The sequence below is a fragment of the Luteimonas sp. 3794 genome (genome assembly GCF_031456825.1).
Lineage (GTDB): Bacteria > Pseudomonadota > Gammaproteobacteria > Xanthomonadales > Xanthomonadaceae > Luteimonas.
This window is the reverse complement of the sequence record NZ_JAVDVJ010000008.1, coordinates 42,486-57,793: the sequence shown is the minus strand read 5'-3', so window position 1 is coordinate 57,793 and position 15,308 is coordinate 42,486. Positions and strand designations below refer to the sequence as shown.

Here is a 15,308-nt window from a genome sequence, read left to right as displayed (position 1 = left end):
CACGCCGGGACAACAGACGCGCTCACGCCGCGCGATAGTCCACGGCGAGCACCGCGAAGCGCACCAGGCCGCCCGGCAGCTGCGCTTCGAATTCGTCGTCGACGCGCTTCTTGAGCATCGCGCGCGCCAGCGGCGAATCGATGCTGATCCAGCCGGCTTTCGCGTCGGTTTCGTCGGGTCCGACGATGCGGTAGTGCGCCAGCTCACCGCTGTCGGTGTCTTCCAGCTCGACATGCGCGCCGAAGAACACGGCGTCGGGATCGCTGGGGGCGGCATCGATCACGCGCAGCGATTCCAGCCGCTTCGACAGATAGCGCACGCGCCGGTCGATCTCGCCGAGCTGCTTCTTGCGATAGGTGTATTCCGCGTTCTCGGAGCGGTCGCCTTCGGCCGCCGCGGCCGACAGGGCGCGCACGACCTCGGGCCGGCGCACGCGCCACAGATCGTCGAGCTCGGCCTTCAGGCGCGCATGGCCTTCCGGCGTGATCAGCGCGGTGCTCTTCTCGGCGGGCGGGCGCCAGCGGCTCATCGACTGCTCACTTGAGCCGGATCCCGCCGAGCAGATTGCGGACGATGCGATTGGTGATCGTGCGCACCGCCTGCTTGCCGGCTGCCTGCACCGCGCCTTGGCGGCGCCCGGTGCCGAACAGGAATTCGTTAATCGAGCGGCCGACGCCGCCTTCGCCCTCGTCGGCCTCGGCTTCGCGTGCGGTCTTGGCCAGCGGTGTCTTCGCCTGCGCGGTCGCGTTCTCGGCGCGTTTCGCGAGCAGTTCGGCTGCGGATTCGCGATTGATCGCCGTGTCGTACTTGCCGCCGACTGGGCTGTTCGCGCGCACCTGTGCGCGCTCTTCGGGCGTGATCGCACCCATGCGGCAGCGCGGCGGTGCGATCAGCGTGCGCTCGACCGGCATCGGCACGCCCTTGTCCTGCAGCGTGGACACCAGCGCCTCGCCGGTACCGAGTTGCGAGATCGCGCGGGCGACATCAAGCGCAGGATTCGGCACGAAGGTTTCGGCCGCGATGCGCACGGCCTTCTGGTCGCGCGGGGTGAACGCGCGCAGCGCGTGTTGCACGCGGTTGCCGAGCTGGCCGAGCACATTGTCGGGCACGTCGTCGGGAAACTGCGAGCAGAAGTACACACCCACGCCCTTGGAGCGGATCAGGCGCACCACCTGTTCGATACGCTGCTGCAGCGCGGCTGGCGCATCGTTGAACAGCAGATGCGCCTCGTCAAACACGAAGACGAGTTTGGGTTTGTCCAGATCGCCGACTTCCGGCAGCGTCTCGAACAGTTCCGACAGCAGCCAAAGCAGAAAGCTCGAATACAGCCGCGGGCGCAGGATCAGCTGGTCGGCGGCAAGGATGCCGATGACGCCGCGGCCGTCAGTGGACGTGCGCATCAGATCGTTGAGTTCCAGCGCCGGCTCGCCGAAGAAGTGATCGCCGCCGTCCTGTTCCAGCCGCAGCAGCGAGCGCTGGATCGCGGCCACCGACTGCGGGCTGACCAGACCGTACTGCGTGGAGATCTCCTTGCGCTCGTCGGTCACCACGCCCAGCAGCGCGCGCAGATCCGCGAGATCGAGCAGCAGCAGACCGCGGTCGTCGGCGAGCTTGAACACGATGTCGAGCACGCCGGACTGGGTGTCGTTGAGTTCGAGGATGCGCGCCAGCAGCAGTGGGCCGACTTCACTGACCGTCGTGCGCACCGGATGGCCAAGCTTGCCGTAGAGGTCCCAGAGCACCACCGGACTCGCGGCTGGAGCCCAGTCGGCAACGCCGATCTCGGCCGCGCGAGCGAGCAGCGTGTCGCTCGCCGTTCCCGCGACCGCCAGCCCGGCGACATCGCCCTTGACGTCGGCCATGAACACCGGCACGCCGATGCGCGAGAAGCCCTCGGCCAGCGTCATCAGGGTGACGGTCTTACCGGTGCCGGTCGCGCCGGCCACGAGACCATGCCGGTTACCGAACTTCGGCAGCAGGTGCACGGGCCCGGCGTCAGGGGTGGTGACAGCCTTGCCGAGCAGGATCGGATCCATCGCGCGGACGCTCCATGAAGTGGATGCCGCGATTCTAGCGACTGCGTCGCGGTTCGCGACGCGCGCCTTGCCCCTCTGCAACAGGCAGGGCTACCCTGCGGGCCCTGTCTGCTGGACCCCCGTCACGATGCGAGATTCCGTTTCCACGACGTTGCGCCTCGGCGCCCTCGCGCTGGCGCTCGCGCTGGCCGGCACGGCCACCGATGCAAACGCGCAGTCGCGCCGCGACCGCGAAGCCGGCGAAGCGCTCAACCAGCGCATGCTCGATGCCGAGGCCCGCTACCGCCAGGCGCTGGTGCAGATCGCCAACGACGACCCGGCCGGCATCAATGCCAGCAACGCCGCGCTGGAGGACATGGAAGACGTGATGCTGGCTTGCGAGAAGCAGCGTGGCTGCAGCGTTCCGCAGCTGCTGACGACCTACAAGCGCCTGCTCAAGGCCGATGCCGATGCCCAGGCCGGGCAGGGCCCGGATGGCCCGGATCTCGATGGCCTCGAAGGCACGCTGCCCACCGCCGATGTGCCGGCGGCTGCCAGTGCGTCGGCGCTGCTGGCCGAGGACGAGCGCTTCAAGCGCATGGTCCAGCTCAACCCGGCTGTGCAGGCCTCGATCCGCCGTTGGCTCACCGACATGCGCGTGTCGCTGATGACCAGCCATGAGAACTATCAGTACATGCAGCACCTGATGTCGCCGGCGTTCAAGCGCAGCGGGCTGCCGGAAGCGCTGCTGTTCGGCATCCTCGCCAAGGAATCCAACGGCCGCGTGCATGCGCGTTCGCGCGCCGGCGCTGCAGGTCCGCTGCAGTTCATGCCGGCCACCGGGCGTCGCTTCGGCCTGGGGCCGGACGGCACCGGCTTCGACACGCGCTACGACCCGCGCCTGTCGGCCGATGCCGCGGCGGTGTATCTCAACGAGCGCTTCGCCCAGCACGGCAACGAGATCGAATACTGGTTGGCCGGCTACAACGGCGGCGAAGGCCGGGCGTTGCGGATCTACCGCGAGGCCAACGGCCGCAGCTTCTGGGACCCCGGCGTCTACAACCAGTTCCCGGCCGAAACCAAGGACTACGTGCCGATGGTCATCGCCGCGGCCTGGCTGTACCTGCATCCGGAGGAATACGGCCTGACGTTCCCCAAGATCGACACGCGCCCGGCCACCTTCACCCTCGAACGCCCGGCGTCGATCTACGAGCTGACGATCTGCATGGGCAACGGCACCACCCGCGACGGTTACATGCGCGCGCTGCGCAACCTCAACCCGAGCTACGAGGCCGACAGCCTGCTGCCGGTCGGCACCACGCTCGCCGGCACCACGCGCATGGCCAGCCTGTACAAGCGCTGGTGCGTGCGCGGCGACCGCGCCGATCTCGCAGCCGAGCTGGTCAACAGCGATCCGCGCGCGGCGATCGTACGCACAGGTGCGATCGAAGTGCTGTCGACCGATGGCGATCCGCCGCCGGCCGCGGTACCGCCGTCCGCTGCCGCGCCGCGTCCGCCGGAGGCTGCGCCAGTACCGGCACGTACGCATCGCGTTGCACGTGGCGAAACGCTGGGCAGCATCGCCCAGCGCTATGGCTGCGACGTGACCGCGCTGGCCCAGGCCAACAACCTGCGCGCGCCGGCCTACGCACTCCGCCAGGGACAGGCGTTGACGCTGGCCGGCTGCACGCGATAGCGCGGACAGCGGCTCGGCGGCTCGGCGGCGTATCAGGGGATGGCGGGAAGCGTCTCTTCGTCCATGGCGGCATCGGTATCGGCGCCGCCGCGCCACCGATGCCAGCGTTCCGCCAGTGATGCACGCATGTCGGCGGGAGCGCTGGTCAAGCGTCGCCAGCCGTTGTGCTCAACGAAGCCGATGAGTCTGCGCAGGTTGTCCGGGCCATATTGACGCAGTGCCATCCAGGTCATGCGCAGCATCAGCTTTCCCGCCGATTCGTCGAGATTGCCGGCACGTAGTTCGACAGTGGCGATGAACGCGGCGAGCTCCGTTCTCACCTCCTCGGGGACGTGCGGGTTCTCGCTGACCCGCTTGATCCGGCGCAGGCCTTCGCGGGTGCGTCCTTCATGGATGTCCAGGCACGCGTGGCCAAGATCACCCAGCCACGGCGTGCCGATCAACGCGCCCAGTCCCTCCACATGCAGCACCACGCGATCCCATTTCTTGTCCATCACGCCGGTATAGATCAGCACCAGGTGCAGCGCGGCCAGTTGGGTGATGGCATTCGTCTTCTCCGCGTCGAGCGTGGCGGGGTCGAGTTGGCTGTCGACCTGTGCCAGCTCGTGCCAGCCGCGGCGCTGGTAGGTCACGATGCGTAGCGACTGGGCGGCATGACGCGAGAAGGCGTCACAGTCGTGGCGGTCGATCAGATCGGCCTCGGCAATGGTCAGTATCTGCTTGTCGGCGGCCAGCGCGGCATAGGCCATCAGGACGCGCGCGGTACACAGATCCGCGGGGGTGAAGGGCGGAGTGGGTTTTCCGGCGACTTCCGAGGTTCTGCGGTAGGCCTCGACAGCGGTCGGCAGGCCGGGGCCGGACAGCTGTTGATAGCGCTGGTAGGTGAAGCCGGCGCGCAGTTTGGCCAGTTGTTCGGCTTCGCTCTTGCTGGCGCAGCCGCTCAGTGCGACCAGGGCGCCGACCAGGCAGGACAGCGCAGTGGGTCGCCAGCGGCGCGGATGGGCGGCTCCCCGGTCGGGGAGCGGGAGGATGACGTCAGTCCGTGACACGGTGCGGTCCCTGCTGTCCGGGCGATCAGCTCGCGATATCGGCGGTGTTCCGGGTCGCCAGCCGCTGGCCCAGTCTCACCGGAGACTCGGCGTGCAGGGTCGGTTCCAGATCGGCCACGCCCTTGGGCAGCAGCACGATCACCGTGGAACCGTAATTGAAGCGCGCCATTTCCTCGAAGCGCTGCAGGGTGATGCCCTTGCCGCGCCAGTCCTTGCGCTGGATGCGGTCGCCGTAGGCGGGAATCTCCTCGCCACTCCAGACCGTTTCCACGCCCGAGACCAGCAGCGCGCCGACCATGACCTGGACCATCGGGCCGAAGTCGGTGTCGAAGTGGCAGACCAGGCGCTCGTTGCGGGCGAACAGGCGCGGCACCTTCGACACCGCGGCGGTGCCGACGCTGAAGAGCCGGCCGGGCACGTGCACGGTTTCGCGCAGGGTGCCGGTCCAGGGCATGTGCACGCGGTGGTAGTCGCGCGGCGACAGGTACACCGTTGCGAAACTGCCGTCGAGAAACGGCGCGGCATCGGCTGTGTCGCCCAGCAGTTCGGCGACGGTGAACGACTGGCCCTTGGCCTGGAAGATGCGTCCGGCCTCGATCGGGCCGCACTGGCTGATGTGGCCGTCGGCCGGCATGACCAGCGCGCGCGGGTCGGGATCGGGCACACGCACGCCCTCACGCAGTGCGCGGGTAAAGAACGCATTGAAGCTGGCGTAGGACGCCGGATCGGGATTCGCCGCTTCCGACAGGTCCACGCCGAACTTGCGCACGACGGTGTCGATCAGCCAGCGGCGCGTGCCGGGGTTCTGCGAGTACGCCAGACGCCGCGCCAGCGATGAGAGGTAGCGGTGCGGCAGGGCATAGGTCAGCGACGTGACAAGGCTCATGGGCGGTACTCGGCGGTCAGGCGCAGCAGATCGGCGGCCACGGCGTCGGGGCGGGGCGTTTCGGCGTTGAGCACGCGGCCCGACACCACACCGGCCATGCGGCCGTGGGGATCCAGCACGGCCAGCGAAGCGCTGTGGTCGAGGGTGTAGGCGCCGTCGGGCGCGTCCGTGTCCAGCGGCACGCGGGCGAAGACCATCGACAGTGAGCGGGTGAAGGCCTCCAGCGCAGGCACGTCGGCAGTCGCGGCCAGCGTGTCGCGGTGGAAGGCATGCGCGTAATCGCCCAGACGCTCGGGCGTATCGCGCTCGGGATCGACGGAGACGAACAGCACCCGCGGGCGCGTCGCTTCGGGCAGCGCCTCCCACTGGCGCTGGGCCTGGGCCAGATGGGTCAACGTCATCGGGCAGATGTCCGGGCAATGAGTGAAGCCGATGAACACCAGCGTCCAGTGGCCGGCGAGTTCGCCGGGCAGCAGCTGCGTGCCGTCCGACTGCTGCAGCGCGAAATCGGGCAGCGCGCGGGGCTCCGGATACAGCTGCACCACCTCGAGTTCGGGCACGGCCGCGCTACCGGAGGAAGTGAAATATTTCTGCGCGGCCAGCAGGCCCAGCCCGCCGGCGAGCGCCACACAGAGAATGACGAGGGTGGTCCTGTTGAACATCGAAGAATCCGGTTCGGGCGCCGGCCATGATAACCGGCACGTCCCCGGGGGCCGCGGCGGCCGGTGGCCTATAATCCGCGGCCTCCAGCCGTCCCGAGCGCCACGCGCCATGACCGAAGAACTGCAGACGATTGTCGACCTGATCCGCTACGGCGCCAGCCGCTTCAATGCCGCGGGCCTGACCTTCGGCCACAGCTACGACAACGCGATCGACGAGGCCACCCAGCTCACCCTGCATGCGCTGCATCTGCCGCACGACCTGAGCCCGGTCTACGGCCAGTCGCGGGTCACGCTGTCGGAAAAGGAAGACGTGCTGGGCCTGTTCCTGCGCCGCATCGAAGAGCGCGTGCCGGCCGCCTACCTGACCGGTGAAGCCTGGTTCGCTGGCCTGAGCTTCAAGTCCGATGCGCGCGCGCTGGTGCCGCGCTCGCCGATCGCCGAACTGATCCTCAGCGGCTTCGAGCCCTGGCTCGGTGGCCGCGAAGTGCGGCGCGCGCTGGACCTGTGCACCGGCTCGGGTTGCATCGCGATCGCGATGGCCCATCACAACCCGGACTGGCACGTCGACGGCATCGACCTCAGCGACGAGGCCCTGACGCTGGCCGCCGAAAACGAAAAGCGGCTCGAGGTGCGCAATACGCGCTTCCTCAAGTCCGACCTGTTCGACGGCCTGCAGGGCGAGCATTACGACCTGATCGTCACCAATCCGCCCTACGTCACCAACGACGAGACCGATGCGCTGCCGCGCGAATACGCATACGAGCCCGAGATGGGCCTGCGCGCCGGCGACGACGGCCTCGACCTGGTGCTGAAGATCCTGCGCGACGCGCCGCTGCACCTGACCGAGGACGGCCTGCTGATCTGCGAAGTCGGCGAATCCGAGCAGCACCTGGTCAAGCTGCTGCCGGAACTGCCGCTGATGTGGATCGAGTTCCAGGTTGGTCAGATGGGCATCTTCGTCGTCGAACGCCACGACCTGGTCACGCACAGCGCGCGCATCACCCAGCTGGCGGCCGAGCGCGAGGGCAAGACCTCGGCCGCGGTCGCGGCGACGGGAAGTGCGGGCGCGGGCCTGTTCTGAGGCCGCGTCCAGGTCCTCTCCTGTAGGAGCGCGCTTGCGCGCGAACGGCTGTGCTCGGGAAAGCCTCTTCGCGCGCAAGCGCGCTCCTACAGTTGCTGCGTCGAGACGACGCCGTGATTCCGACGGTTCGCCCGGAAACCATGCGTCCACGCGCGGCCCGGTCGCGTTAAGCTTGCCGGCCCGCGTTTTCGTGCCGCGTCGCTTCGACGCCCGCCCATGTCCAGCAACAGCTTCGGCCAACTGTTTACCGTCACGACTTTCGGCGAGAGCCACGGGCCGGCGATCGGCTGCGTGGTCGATGGCTGTCCGCCGGGCATCGCGCTCACGGTCGAGGATTTCGCCGAGGATCTCGCGCGGCGCGCGACCGGCAAGACCCGGCACACCTCGGCGCGGCGCGAGGCCGACGCGGTCGAAATCCTCAGCGGCGTCTATGAAGGCGTGACCACCGGCACGCCGATCGCGCTGCTGATCCGCAACACCGATGCGCGCAGCAAGGATTACGGCAACATCGCCCAGCAGTTCCGGCCCGGGCATGCGGATTACGCGTACTGGCAGAAGTACGGCATCCGCGATCCGCGCGGTGGTGGTCGCTCTTCGGCGCGCGAGACCACGATGCGCGTGGCCGCGGCGGTGATCGCCAAGAAGTGGTTGAACGATCGCTACGGCGTGCGCGTGCACGGCTATCTGTCGCAGCTCGGCGACATCGTGCCGGCGCAATTCGACAGTGCCGAGATCGACTGGGATGTTGTCGAATCGAATCCGTTCTTCTGGCCGGATGCCGCGCAGGTGCCGGCGCTGGAAACCTATATGGACGCGCTGCGCAAGTCCGGCGATTCGGTCGGCGCGCGCGTGACCGCCGTCGCCGATGGCGTGCTGCCGGGCTGGGGCGAGCCGGTCTACGGCAAGCTCGACGGCGATCTGGCCGCAGCGATGATGTCGATCAATGCGGTCAAGGGCGTCGAGATCGGCGCCGGCTTCGCGTCGATTCCGCAGAAAGGCAGCGAGCATCGCGACCTGATGACCCCGCAGGGCTTCGCGTCCAACCACGCGGGCGGCGTGCTCGGCGGCATCAGCACCGGCCAGCAGATCGTCGTGTCGACGGCGTTCAAGCCGACCTCCAGCCTGCGCCTGCCGGCCGATGGCCTGGATACCGACGGCAACACGGTCGAAGTGATCACCACCGGTCGCCACGACCCCTGCGTCGGCATCCGCGCGACGCCGATCTGCGAGGCGATGCTGGCGCTGGTGCTGATGGACCAGGCGCTGCGCCATCGCGCCCAGTGCGGCGATGTCGGCACGGTGACGCCGCGGATCCCGGGGCGCATCGATGGCTGAATCGCGCCCGAAGGTCTGGGTGTCGCAGCCGCTGTTCGACGACATCGTCGAGCGTCTGCACGCGCACTTCGACGTTGTGCAGGTGCCGGACGTGAGCGAACACGACGCGGGCGCGATCGCCGCGGCATTGCGCGAGGTCGACGGCGCGCTGGTGACGCTCAACGAGCGCATCGGCCGAGACGAGATCGCGGATGCGGCAAAGCTGCGCGCGATCGCCAACGTCGGCGTCGGCTACAACAATCTCGATATCGATGCGCTGCAGGCGCGCGGCATCGTCGCGACCAACACCCCCGACGTGCTGACTGAAACCACCGCCGATTTCGGCTTCGCGCTGATGATGGCCGCCGCGCGCCGCGTCACCGAGGCCGAGCGTCATCTGCGCGCCGGCCAGTGGCAGGGCTGGAACTTCAAGGGCCTGCTCGGCGCCGATCTGCACGGCAGCACGCTGGGCATCCTCGGGATGGGCCGGATCGGGCAGGGCATCGCGAAACGCGCGTCCGGCTTCGACATGCGCGTGCTCTATCACAACCGCAGCCGTTTGCCGGCCGATGTCGAGCGCGCGTTCAACGCGACGTATGTCGATTTCGACACGCTGTTCGCGCAGGCCGATCATCTGGTGCTGGTACTGCCGTATTCGGCTGCCAGCCACCACATCGTCGACGCTGCCGCGCTGGCGAAGATGCAGCCGACCGCGACGCTGACCAACATCGCGCGCGGCGGCATCGTCGACGAAGCCGCGCTGGCCGACGCGCTCGCCAGGGGCCGCTTGGCCTCGGCCGCGCTCGATGTGTTCGAGTGCGAGCCCGCGGTCGATCCGCGCCTGCTCGCGCTCGACAACATCGTGCTGACGCCGCACATCGCCAGCGGCAGCCTCGCCACGCGCCGGGCGATGGTCGCGCTCGCCGTCGACAACCTGATCGCCGCGCTCGGCGCGGGCCCGGACGCCGGTCGTCCGCCGAGCGTGATCGCGCCGGCTAAAAAGGACGATACCGACGCGAAACGTCCGGGAACCGCCTGAGCATCAGGGCGGGCGGTTCCCCGAAGCCCCAGCTGTGCAGCGCCCGCGCGCCATGCGCGACCCACATCCAGAATTCTTTTCGAGACGTATTGAATGTCCAGTCCCCAGAACCGCCGTTTCCGCGTCGCCGTCGTCGGTGCCACCGGCGCCGTTGGCGAGACCATGCTGTCGATCCTCGCCGAGCGTGATTTCCCCGTGTCCGAACTCGTGCCGCTCGCCAGCGCGCGTTCGGCCGGCAGCACCGTGAAGTTCGGCGACGACGACATCGTCGTCCAGGATCTCGCCACCTTCGATCCCACCGGCATCGACATCGCGCTGTTCTCCGCCGGTGGCGACACCAGCAAGGAATTTGCGCCGAAGTTCGCCGCGGCCGGCGCGGTCGTGATCGACAACAGCTCGGCGTTCCGCTACGACGACGACGTGCCGCTGGTGATCAGCGAGGTCAATCCGGAGGCCGCCCGCAAGCGCCCGCGCGGCATCATCGCCAATCCCAACTGCTCGACGATGCAGATGCTGGTCGCGCTCGCGCCGCTGCACCGCCGTGCCGGCATCGTGCGCATCAACGTCTCGACCTACCAGTCGGTCTCGGGTGCAGGCCGCTCGGCGATGGAGGAACTCGGCCGTCAGACCGGCGATCTTCTGAATTTCCGCGGGATCGATCCGCAGAAGTTCCCGGTGCAGATCGCGTTCAACCTGATTCCGCAGATCGATGCGTTCCTGGAGAACGGCTTCACCAAGGAAGAGATGAAGCTGGTCTGGGAGACCCACAAGATCCTCGGCGACGACAGCATCCTGGTGAACCCGACCGCGGTGCGCGTGCCGGTGTTCTACGGCCATTCCGAATCCGTCGCCGTCGAACTGCGCGAGAAGATCAGCGTCGACGAGGCGCGTGCGCTGCTGGCAGCCGCGCCGGGCGTCGAGGTCGTCGATGAGCGCGTGGCCGGCGGGTATCCGACCCCGGTCACCCACGCGTCGGGCCGCGATCCGGTGTTCGTCGGCCGCATCCGCGAGGATCTCTCGCACCCGAACGGCCTGAACCTGTGGATCGTCGCCGACAACATCCGCAAGGGCGCCGCGCTCAACGCCGTGCAGGTCGCCGAGCTGGTCGCAGCCGAAGGCTGATCGATCCTGCGCCATCTGGCGTCGCAGTCACGGCTGCGGCGCCTTGCGTGGAGTCTCGCGCAATGCGGTGGACGCATCGCGCGTTGCGGAGCGGGAGCCCGCGCCGCTACAGTCGCTGGATGAATCCGGTGCATTGGCAGCAGGGCCGCTCGGCCCAGTCCGGGCCCGGCAAGCAGAAACAGGGGATGTTCGTGTTGCGCACCTTCAAGCGTCTGTTGCTGGCCGCTGGCCTGCTGGCCCTGGCCGGGCCCGTGCTCGCGCTGGGACTGGGCCGCATTGAGGTCCGCTCGCAGCAGGGGCAACCGCTGCTGGCCGAAATTCCGATCGTCTCCAGTGATCCGGCCGAGTTGCGCCAGCTGCAGGCGCGGCTCGCATCGCCGGAGACCTTTGCGCGCATCGGCCTCGAGCCGCCGCGCGGCGTGGTCTCCGATCTGCAGTTCAACGTCGCGCTCGACAGCAGCGGCCGTCCGGTGATCCGGGTCACCAGCGCCGCGCCGGTGACCCAGGACGCACTGACCTTCCTGATCGAGGTCGACTGGGGTCAAGGCCGTCTGGTCCGCGAGTACTCCGCACTGGTCGCGGTGCCCGACACGGTGGCCGCGCCCGCGCAGCCCACGATCCAGGCACCGGTGGCCGCGCCGGCGCCGAGCATCGTGCGCCCACCGGCCGCGCCCGTGCAGGCACCGCCCCCGCCGCCGCAACAGGCCGCAGCGCCCACCGAGCCGCCGCCTGCCAGCGATGCGATTGCAACGGCACCGCCGACGCCTGCACCTGCACCGACGCCCGCGCCCGCGGCGCCTACCGCCGGTGCTGCAGTCACGCCGGGCGACGCGCTGCCTGCCGTGCGCGCAGGACAGACGCTGTCGGCGATCGCCGCGCCGCTCGCCGACGAGGCCGGGATCAGCGTCAACCAGGCGATGCTGCTGCTGCTGCGCACGAATCCCGAAGCCTTCATCGGCGGCAATCTCAACCTGATCCGTCAGGGCGCGGTGCTGCGGGTGCCGGCGCGCGATGCCTGGACCCAGTTCAGCGCCGCCGAAGCCAATGCCGTGGTGCGCGAGCAGGTGGGCCAGTGGCGGGAGATGCGCCGCCCCGCGCCGCAGCCTGCAGATCCGGCTGCGGATGCGACGCCGCCGACCGCAGAGACGCCTCCGACCGCGGCCCCACGCACGGCCGATGCCCGACTCGAAATCACACCGCCCGCCAGCGACAGCCAGCCGGCAGGCACCCAATCCGGCCTTGCTGCCGGCGCTGGAGGCGACATGCTGCGTCAGGAACTGCAACAGGCCAACGAGACCGTCGCGGCGCGCACCGCGGAAATCGACGAACTCAAGGCCCGCCTCGACGATCTCGAACAGCTGCAGCAGCAACAGCAGCAGCTGATCCAGCTCAAGGACGCCGAACTCGCCGCCGCGCAGCAACGCATGGAGGCGAGCAACCAGCAGCAGTCCAGCGTCGCCGCGCCGATGCCGTGGCTGTGGCTGGGCGTGGCGATCCTGATCGTCGCCGCGCTCGCGTTCCTGCTCGGCCGTCGCGGCCGCACGGCGACCACAAAGCGTCCGTTCGACAGCGCCGCGCTCGCGGCCGGCATGCCCACATCGACACTCGACGCCACGCCGACCGCGGCGACGGTGCCGGAACCGACGACGCCGCCTGCATTCGTGCGTGAGACGCCTGCGCCGGAGCCTGTCGTCGAACCCGCACCGGTCGTCGTGCCGCCCGTGTCCGACGGCCCCACCTGGCATGCGCCATCGGAATCACCGGTCGAACCGGTCGAGTCGGAAGCCGCGATGATCGACGCGACGCCTGCGGGTGACGCACCGGTCGAACTCGACAGCGGCGACGCCGTCGAGATACCGATTGGCGTGGAGCGCATCGAACTGGCGCGCGCCTATATCGACCTGGGCGACACCGAGACCGCGCGCAGCCTGTTGCTGGAAGTGGTGGAGGGTGACGATCTGTCCGCCGCCGCGCAGGCTGCGCAGCTGCTGCGCACGCTGGACTGAGTCACGCGATGCGGTACGCGATTGGCGTCGAGTACGACGGCCATGGTTTCCACGGTTGGCAGCGGCTGGGCAAGGCGGCCGAGACCGGTCCAGGTTCGGTACAGGCTGCGCTTGAAAAAGCCTTGTCGCGTGTCGCCGCGCATCCGGTCGTGACGACATGTGCAGGGCGGACCGATTCCGGCGTGCATGCGCGCTGCCAGGTGGTGCATTTCGATACCGACGCCGTGCGCACGCCGCGCGCGTGGATGCTCGGCACCACCGCGCACCTGCCGCCCGCGGTCTGCGTGCGCTGGGCCCAGCCGGTGCCCGACGACTTCAGCGCCCGCTTCTCCGCGCGCGCACGGCATTACCGCTACCGACTCATCAACCGTCCCGTGCGCCCCGCGTTGCACCGGCAGTACCTCTCCTGGGAACTGCGCCCGCTCGATGCCGAGGCCATGCACCGCGCTGCGCAGGCCTTGCTCGGCGAACAGGATTTTTCCGCATTCCGCACCGTGCACTGCCAGGCGCCGCATGCACGCCGCGACCTGCAACGCATCTGCGTGAAACGCGACGGCGACGAAGTCATCGTCGAAGTGCAGGCCAATGCGTTCCTGCACCACATGGTGCGCAACATCGTCGGTTCGCTGCTCGACGTCGGCGCCGGCGAACAGCCCGAAACCTGGATTGCCGAATTGCTGGCCGGTCGCGACCGCAGTGTCGCCGGTCCCACCGCACCCGCTGCCGGCCTCGTATTCCTGGGGCCGCTGTATCCGCCGGAGTGGCAGCTGCCGGCAGAGGTGACGCTTCCGGCATGAACGCCCCTGCGAACACGCGTATCAAGTTCTGCGGCCTGACCCGCGTCGGAGACGTCGCCGAAGCGGTCGCGCTCGGTGTCGACTGCATCGGTCTGGTGTTCGCGTCGCGCAGTCCGCGCCGACTGACGCCCGATGCGGCGCGCGTGCTGCGCGACGCGGTGCCGCCTTCGATCCAGGTCGTCGCGTTGACGATGGACAATCCGTCCGACGACGTCGCGGCGATCGTGTCGGCGGTGCGCCCGGACATCCTGCAGTTCCACGGCGCGGAGGACGACGCGTTCTGCACGCGCTTCGGCCTGCCGTACTGGAAGGCGATCGCGATGGGCGGCGATCCGGCGGCGGGGCTGCGCACGCTGGATACGTGGCCGAACGCGTCGGCCTTCCTGTTCGACGGTCACGCTGCGGGCGAGCCCGGCGGCAGTGGGGAGCGCTTCGACTGGTCCGCACTGCCGGCATCGCTCGACAAGCCGTTCTGGCTCGCCGGCGGACTCGATGCGCGCAATGTCGCGCATGCGATCGATGTGGCGCACCCGGCGGGCGTCGACGTGTCCAGCGGTATCGAATCCGCGCCGGGCATCAAGGATGCAGCGCGGATGCGCGCGTTCGTCGAGGCGGTGCGCGCCGCGCGTTGCCGGCCACCTGCGGGATATGGACTGTAGGAGCGCGCTCGCGCGCGATGCCGGGTTCCCGGCACAGCCTCAATCGCGCGTAAGCGCGCTCCTACACGGTTTCACGCGAGTTCCTGCCGGAGCCACTCCGCCAGCGCATCGAGCCGCGCATCGTCGTCGTCCCGGCGCGTCGCCAGAATCCACTGCGCATCGGTTTCGACGAAGCCCCAGGGCGCGAGCAGGCGACCGGCCGCGAGATCGTCGGCGACGAGTTCCTGCGGCGCGATTGCGACGCCGAGGCCGGCCGCCGCCGCTTCCAGCAGGAAGTACAGGTGTTCGAAGCCGGCGCCCAGATCGGCGGGCGCGGCTGCAGCCTGGATCGATGCCCACGCGGGCCACGCCTGCGGGCGCGATGTGGTGTGCAACAGCGGCTCGCGCAGCAGCGCGTCGGGCGAGAGTGCGGCCAGTCGCGCAGCATCGACATGCCGCGCACTCAGCACCGGGCCGATCCGCTCCGGCGCCAGGCGACGCACCGTCCACGCGGTCGGCCAGGGCGGCGTGCCGATCAGCAACGCGGCATCGAATCCGTCGAGCGAGGGCGGGAAGGCGCCTTCGTGCGGTGACAGATGCAGTTTCAGATCGGGCAGGGCATCGCCGAGGCGCGGCAGTCGCGGAATCATCCAGCGGGCGAGCAGACTGCCCGGGCAGCCGAGCACGCGCGCCTGTCCGGCGCCCGACCGGCGGATCGCCGCGGCCGCACCCTGCAGGCGCGCGAACGCATCGCCGGCGGCGTCACGCATGCGCATGCCGGCGGGGGTGAGCCGCAGGCCGCGTCCCGCGCGCACGAACAGCGGCGTGCCGAGGGCGTCTTCCAGCAGGCGCACCTGACGGCTGATCGCGCCATGGGTTACATGCAGCGCCTCGGCCGCGCGGCTCAGGCTGCCCAGGCGCGCGGCGGCTTCAAACGCGCGCAGCGCGTTGAGCGGCGGCAGATCGGTGTCCGGCATGTGAGATTTCCTGACGAATGCGTCAG

Annotated in this window: 14 protein-coding genes; 8 read left to right on the top strand and 6 right to left on the bottom strand. The window is 69.2% G+C overall.

Features of this window, described 5'->3' with window-relative positions:
* Positions 1-22 precede the first annotated feature (22 nt).
* Positions 23-529 (bottom strand): transcription elongation factor GreB, encoded by a 507-nt coding sequence (gene greB / locus J2X52_RS11980; RefSeq protein ID WP_310153488.1) that lies wholly within the window; start codon positions 527-529, stop codon positions 23-25.
* A gap of 7 nt (positions 530-536) precedes the next feature.
* Positions 537-2,036, bottom strand: coding sequence for a helicase HerA-like domain-containing protein (locus J2X52_RS11975; protein ID WP_310153485.1), 1,500 nt, complete (start codon positions 2,034-2,036; stop codon positions 537-539).
* 127 nt (positions 2,037-2,163) lie between these two features.
* Here J2X52_RS11975 and J2X52_RS11970 point away from each other — a divergent pair, with 127 nt between their 5' ends.
* On the top strand, positions 2,164-3,711 hold the full coding sequence (locus J2X52_RS11970) for a transglycosylase SLT domain-containing protein (protein WP_310153483.1): 1,548 nt from the start codon (positions 2,164-2,166) through the stop codon (positions 3,709-3,711).
* 32 nt (positions 3,712-3,743) lie between these two features.
* On the opposite strand, the gene J2X52_RS11965 is transcribed toward J2X52_RS11970, so the two are convergent.
* From J2X52_RS11965 to J2X52_RS11955, 3 genes are read right to left on the bottom strand one after another with little or no spacing between them, the layout of a single operon-like run.
* A complete protein-coding gene (locus J2X52_RS11965; RefSeq protein WP_310153480.1) occupies positions 3,744-4,760 on the bottom strand; it encodes a hypothetical protein in 1,017 nt (338 codons plus the stop codon).
* 25 nt (positions 4,761-4,785) lie between these two features.
* The gene (gene asd / locus J2X52_RS11960) at positions 4,786-5,646 is read right to left on the bottom strand and encodes an archaetidylserine decarboxylase (protein ID WP_310153477.1); all 861 of its coding nucleotides are present in this window, start codon (positions 5,644-5,646) and stop codon (positions 4,786-4,788) included.
* Positions 5,643-6,308 (bottom strand): SCO family protein, encoded by a 666-nt coding sequence (locus J2X52_RS11955; protein WP_310153474.1) that lies wholly within the window; start codon positions 6,306-6,308, stop codon positions 5,643-5,645. Before J2X52_RS11955 ends, asd begins: the two co-directional genes overlap by 4 nt.
* Positions 6,309-6,417: 109 nt before the next feature.
* Between J2X52_RS11955 and prmB the strand changes: the two genes are divergently transcribed.
* The 7 genes from prmB to J2X52_RS11920 all read left to right on the top strand — a co-directional run bounded on the left by prmB (position 6,418) and on the right by J2X52_RS11920 (position 14,326).
* Positions 6,418-7,389 carry a 50S ribosomal protein L3 N(5)-glutamine methyltransferase gene (prmB, locus tag J2X52_RS11950; protein ID WP_310153471.1) on the top strand — a complete coding sequence of 324 codons (972 nt, stop codon included), beginning with the start codon at positions 6,418-6,420 and terminating at the stop codon, positions 7,387-7,389.
* Positions 7,390-7,605: 216 nt separating this feature from the next.
* Positions 7,606-8,724 carry a chorismate synthase gene (gene aroC / locus J2X52_RS11945; RefSeq protein ID WP_310153468.1) on the top strand — a complete coding sequence of 373 codons (1,119 nt, stop codon included), beginning with the start codon at positions 7,606-7,608 and terminating at the stop codon, positions 8,722-8,724.
* Entirely contained in the window at positions 8,717-9,742 is a 1,026-nt protein-coding gene (locus J2X52_RS11940) for a D-glycerate dehydrogenase (protein ID WP_310153465.1), read from the top strand. Before aroC ends, J2X52_RS11940 begins: the two co-directional genes overlap by 8 nt.
* Before the next feature lie 93 nt (positions 9,743-9,835).
* On the top strand, positions 9,836-10,864 hold the full coding sequence (locus J2X52_RS11935; RefSeq protein ID WP_310153462.1) for an aspartate-semialdehyde dehydrogenase: 1,029 nt from the start codon (positions 9,836-9,838) through the stop codon (positions 10,862-10,864).
* Between the two features lie 119 nt (positions 10,865-10,983).
* Complete coding sequence (locus J2X52_RS11930; RefSeq protein ID WP_310153459.1) at positions 10,984-12,870, top strand: FimV/HubP family polar landmark protein; 1,887 nt, start codon at positions 10,984-10,986, stop codon at positions 12,868-12,870.
* 8 nt (positions 12,871-12,878) lie between these two features.
* The gene (truA, locus tag J2X52_RS11925; protein ID WP_310153456.1) at positions 12,879-13,667 is read left to right on the top strand and encodes a tRNA pseudouridine(38-40) synthase TruA; all 789 of its coding nucleotides are present in this window, start codon (positions 12,879-12,881) and stop codon (positions 13,665-13,667) included.
* Entirely contained in the window at positions 13,664-14,326 is a 663-nt protein-coding gene (locus J2X52_RS11920; protein WP_310153453.1) for a phosphoribosylanthranilate isomerase, read from the top strand. The genes truA and J2X52_RS11920 overlap by 4 nt, the downstream gene beginning before the upstream one ends.
* A 71-nt stretch (positions 14,327-14,397) precedes the next feature.
* Here the strand turns inward: J2X52_RS11920 and J2X52_RS11915 are convergent, their stop codons facing one another.
* The gene (locus tag J2X52_RS11915; protein ID WP_310153450.1) at positions 14,398-15,282 is read right to left on the bottom strand and encodes a LysR family transcriptional regulator; all 885 of its coding nucleotides are present in this window, start codon (positions 15,280-15,282) and stop codon (positions 14,398-14,400) included.
* Positions 15,283-15,308: the final 26 nt, after the last annotated feature.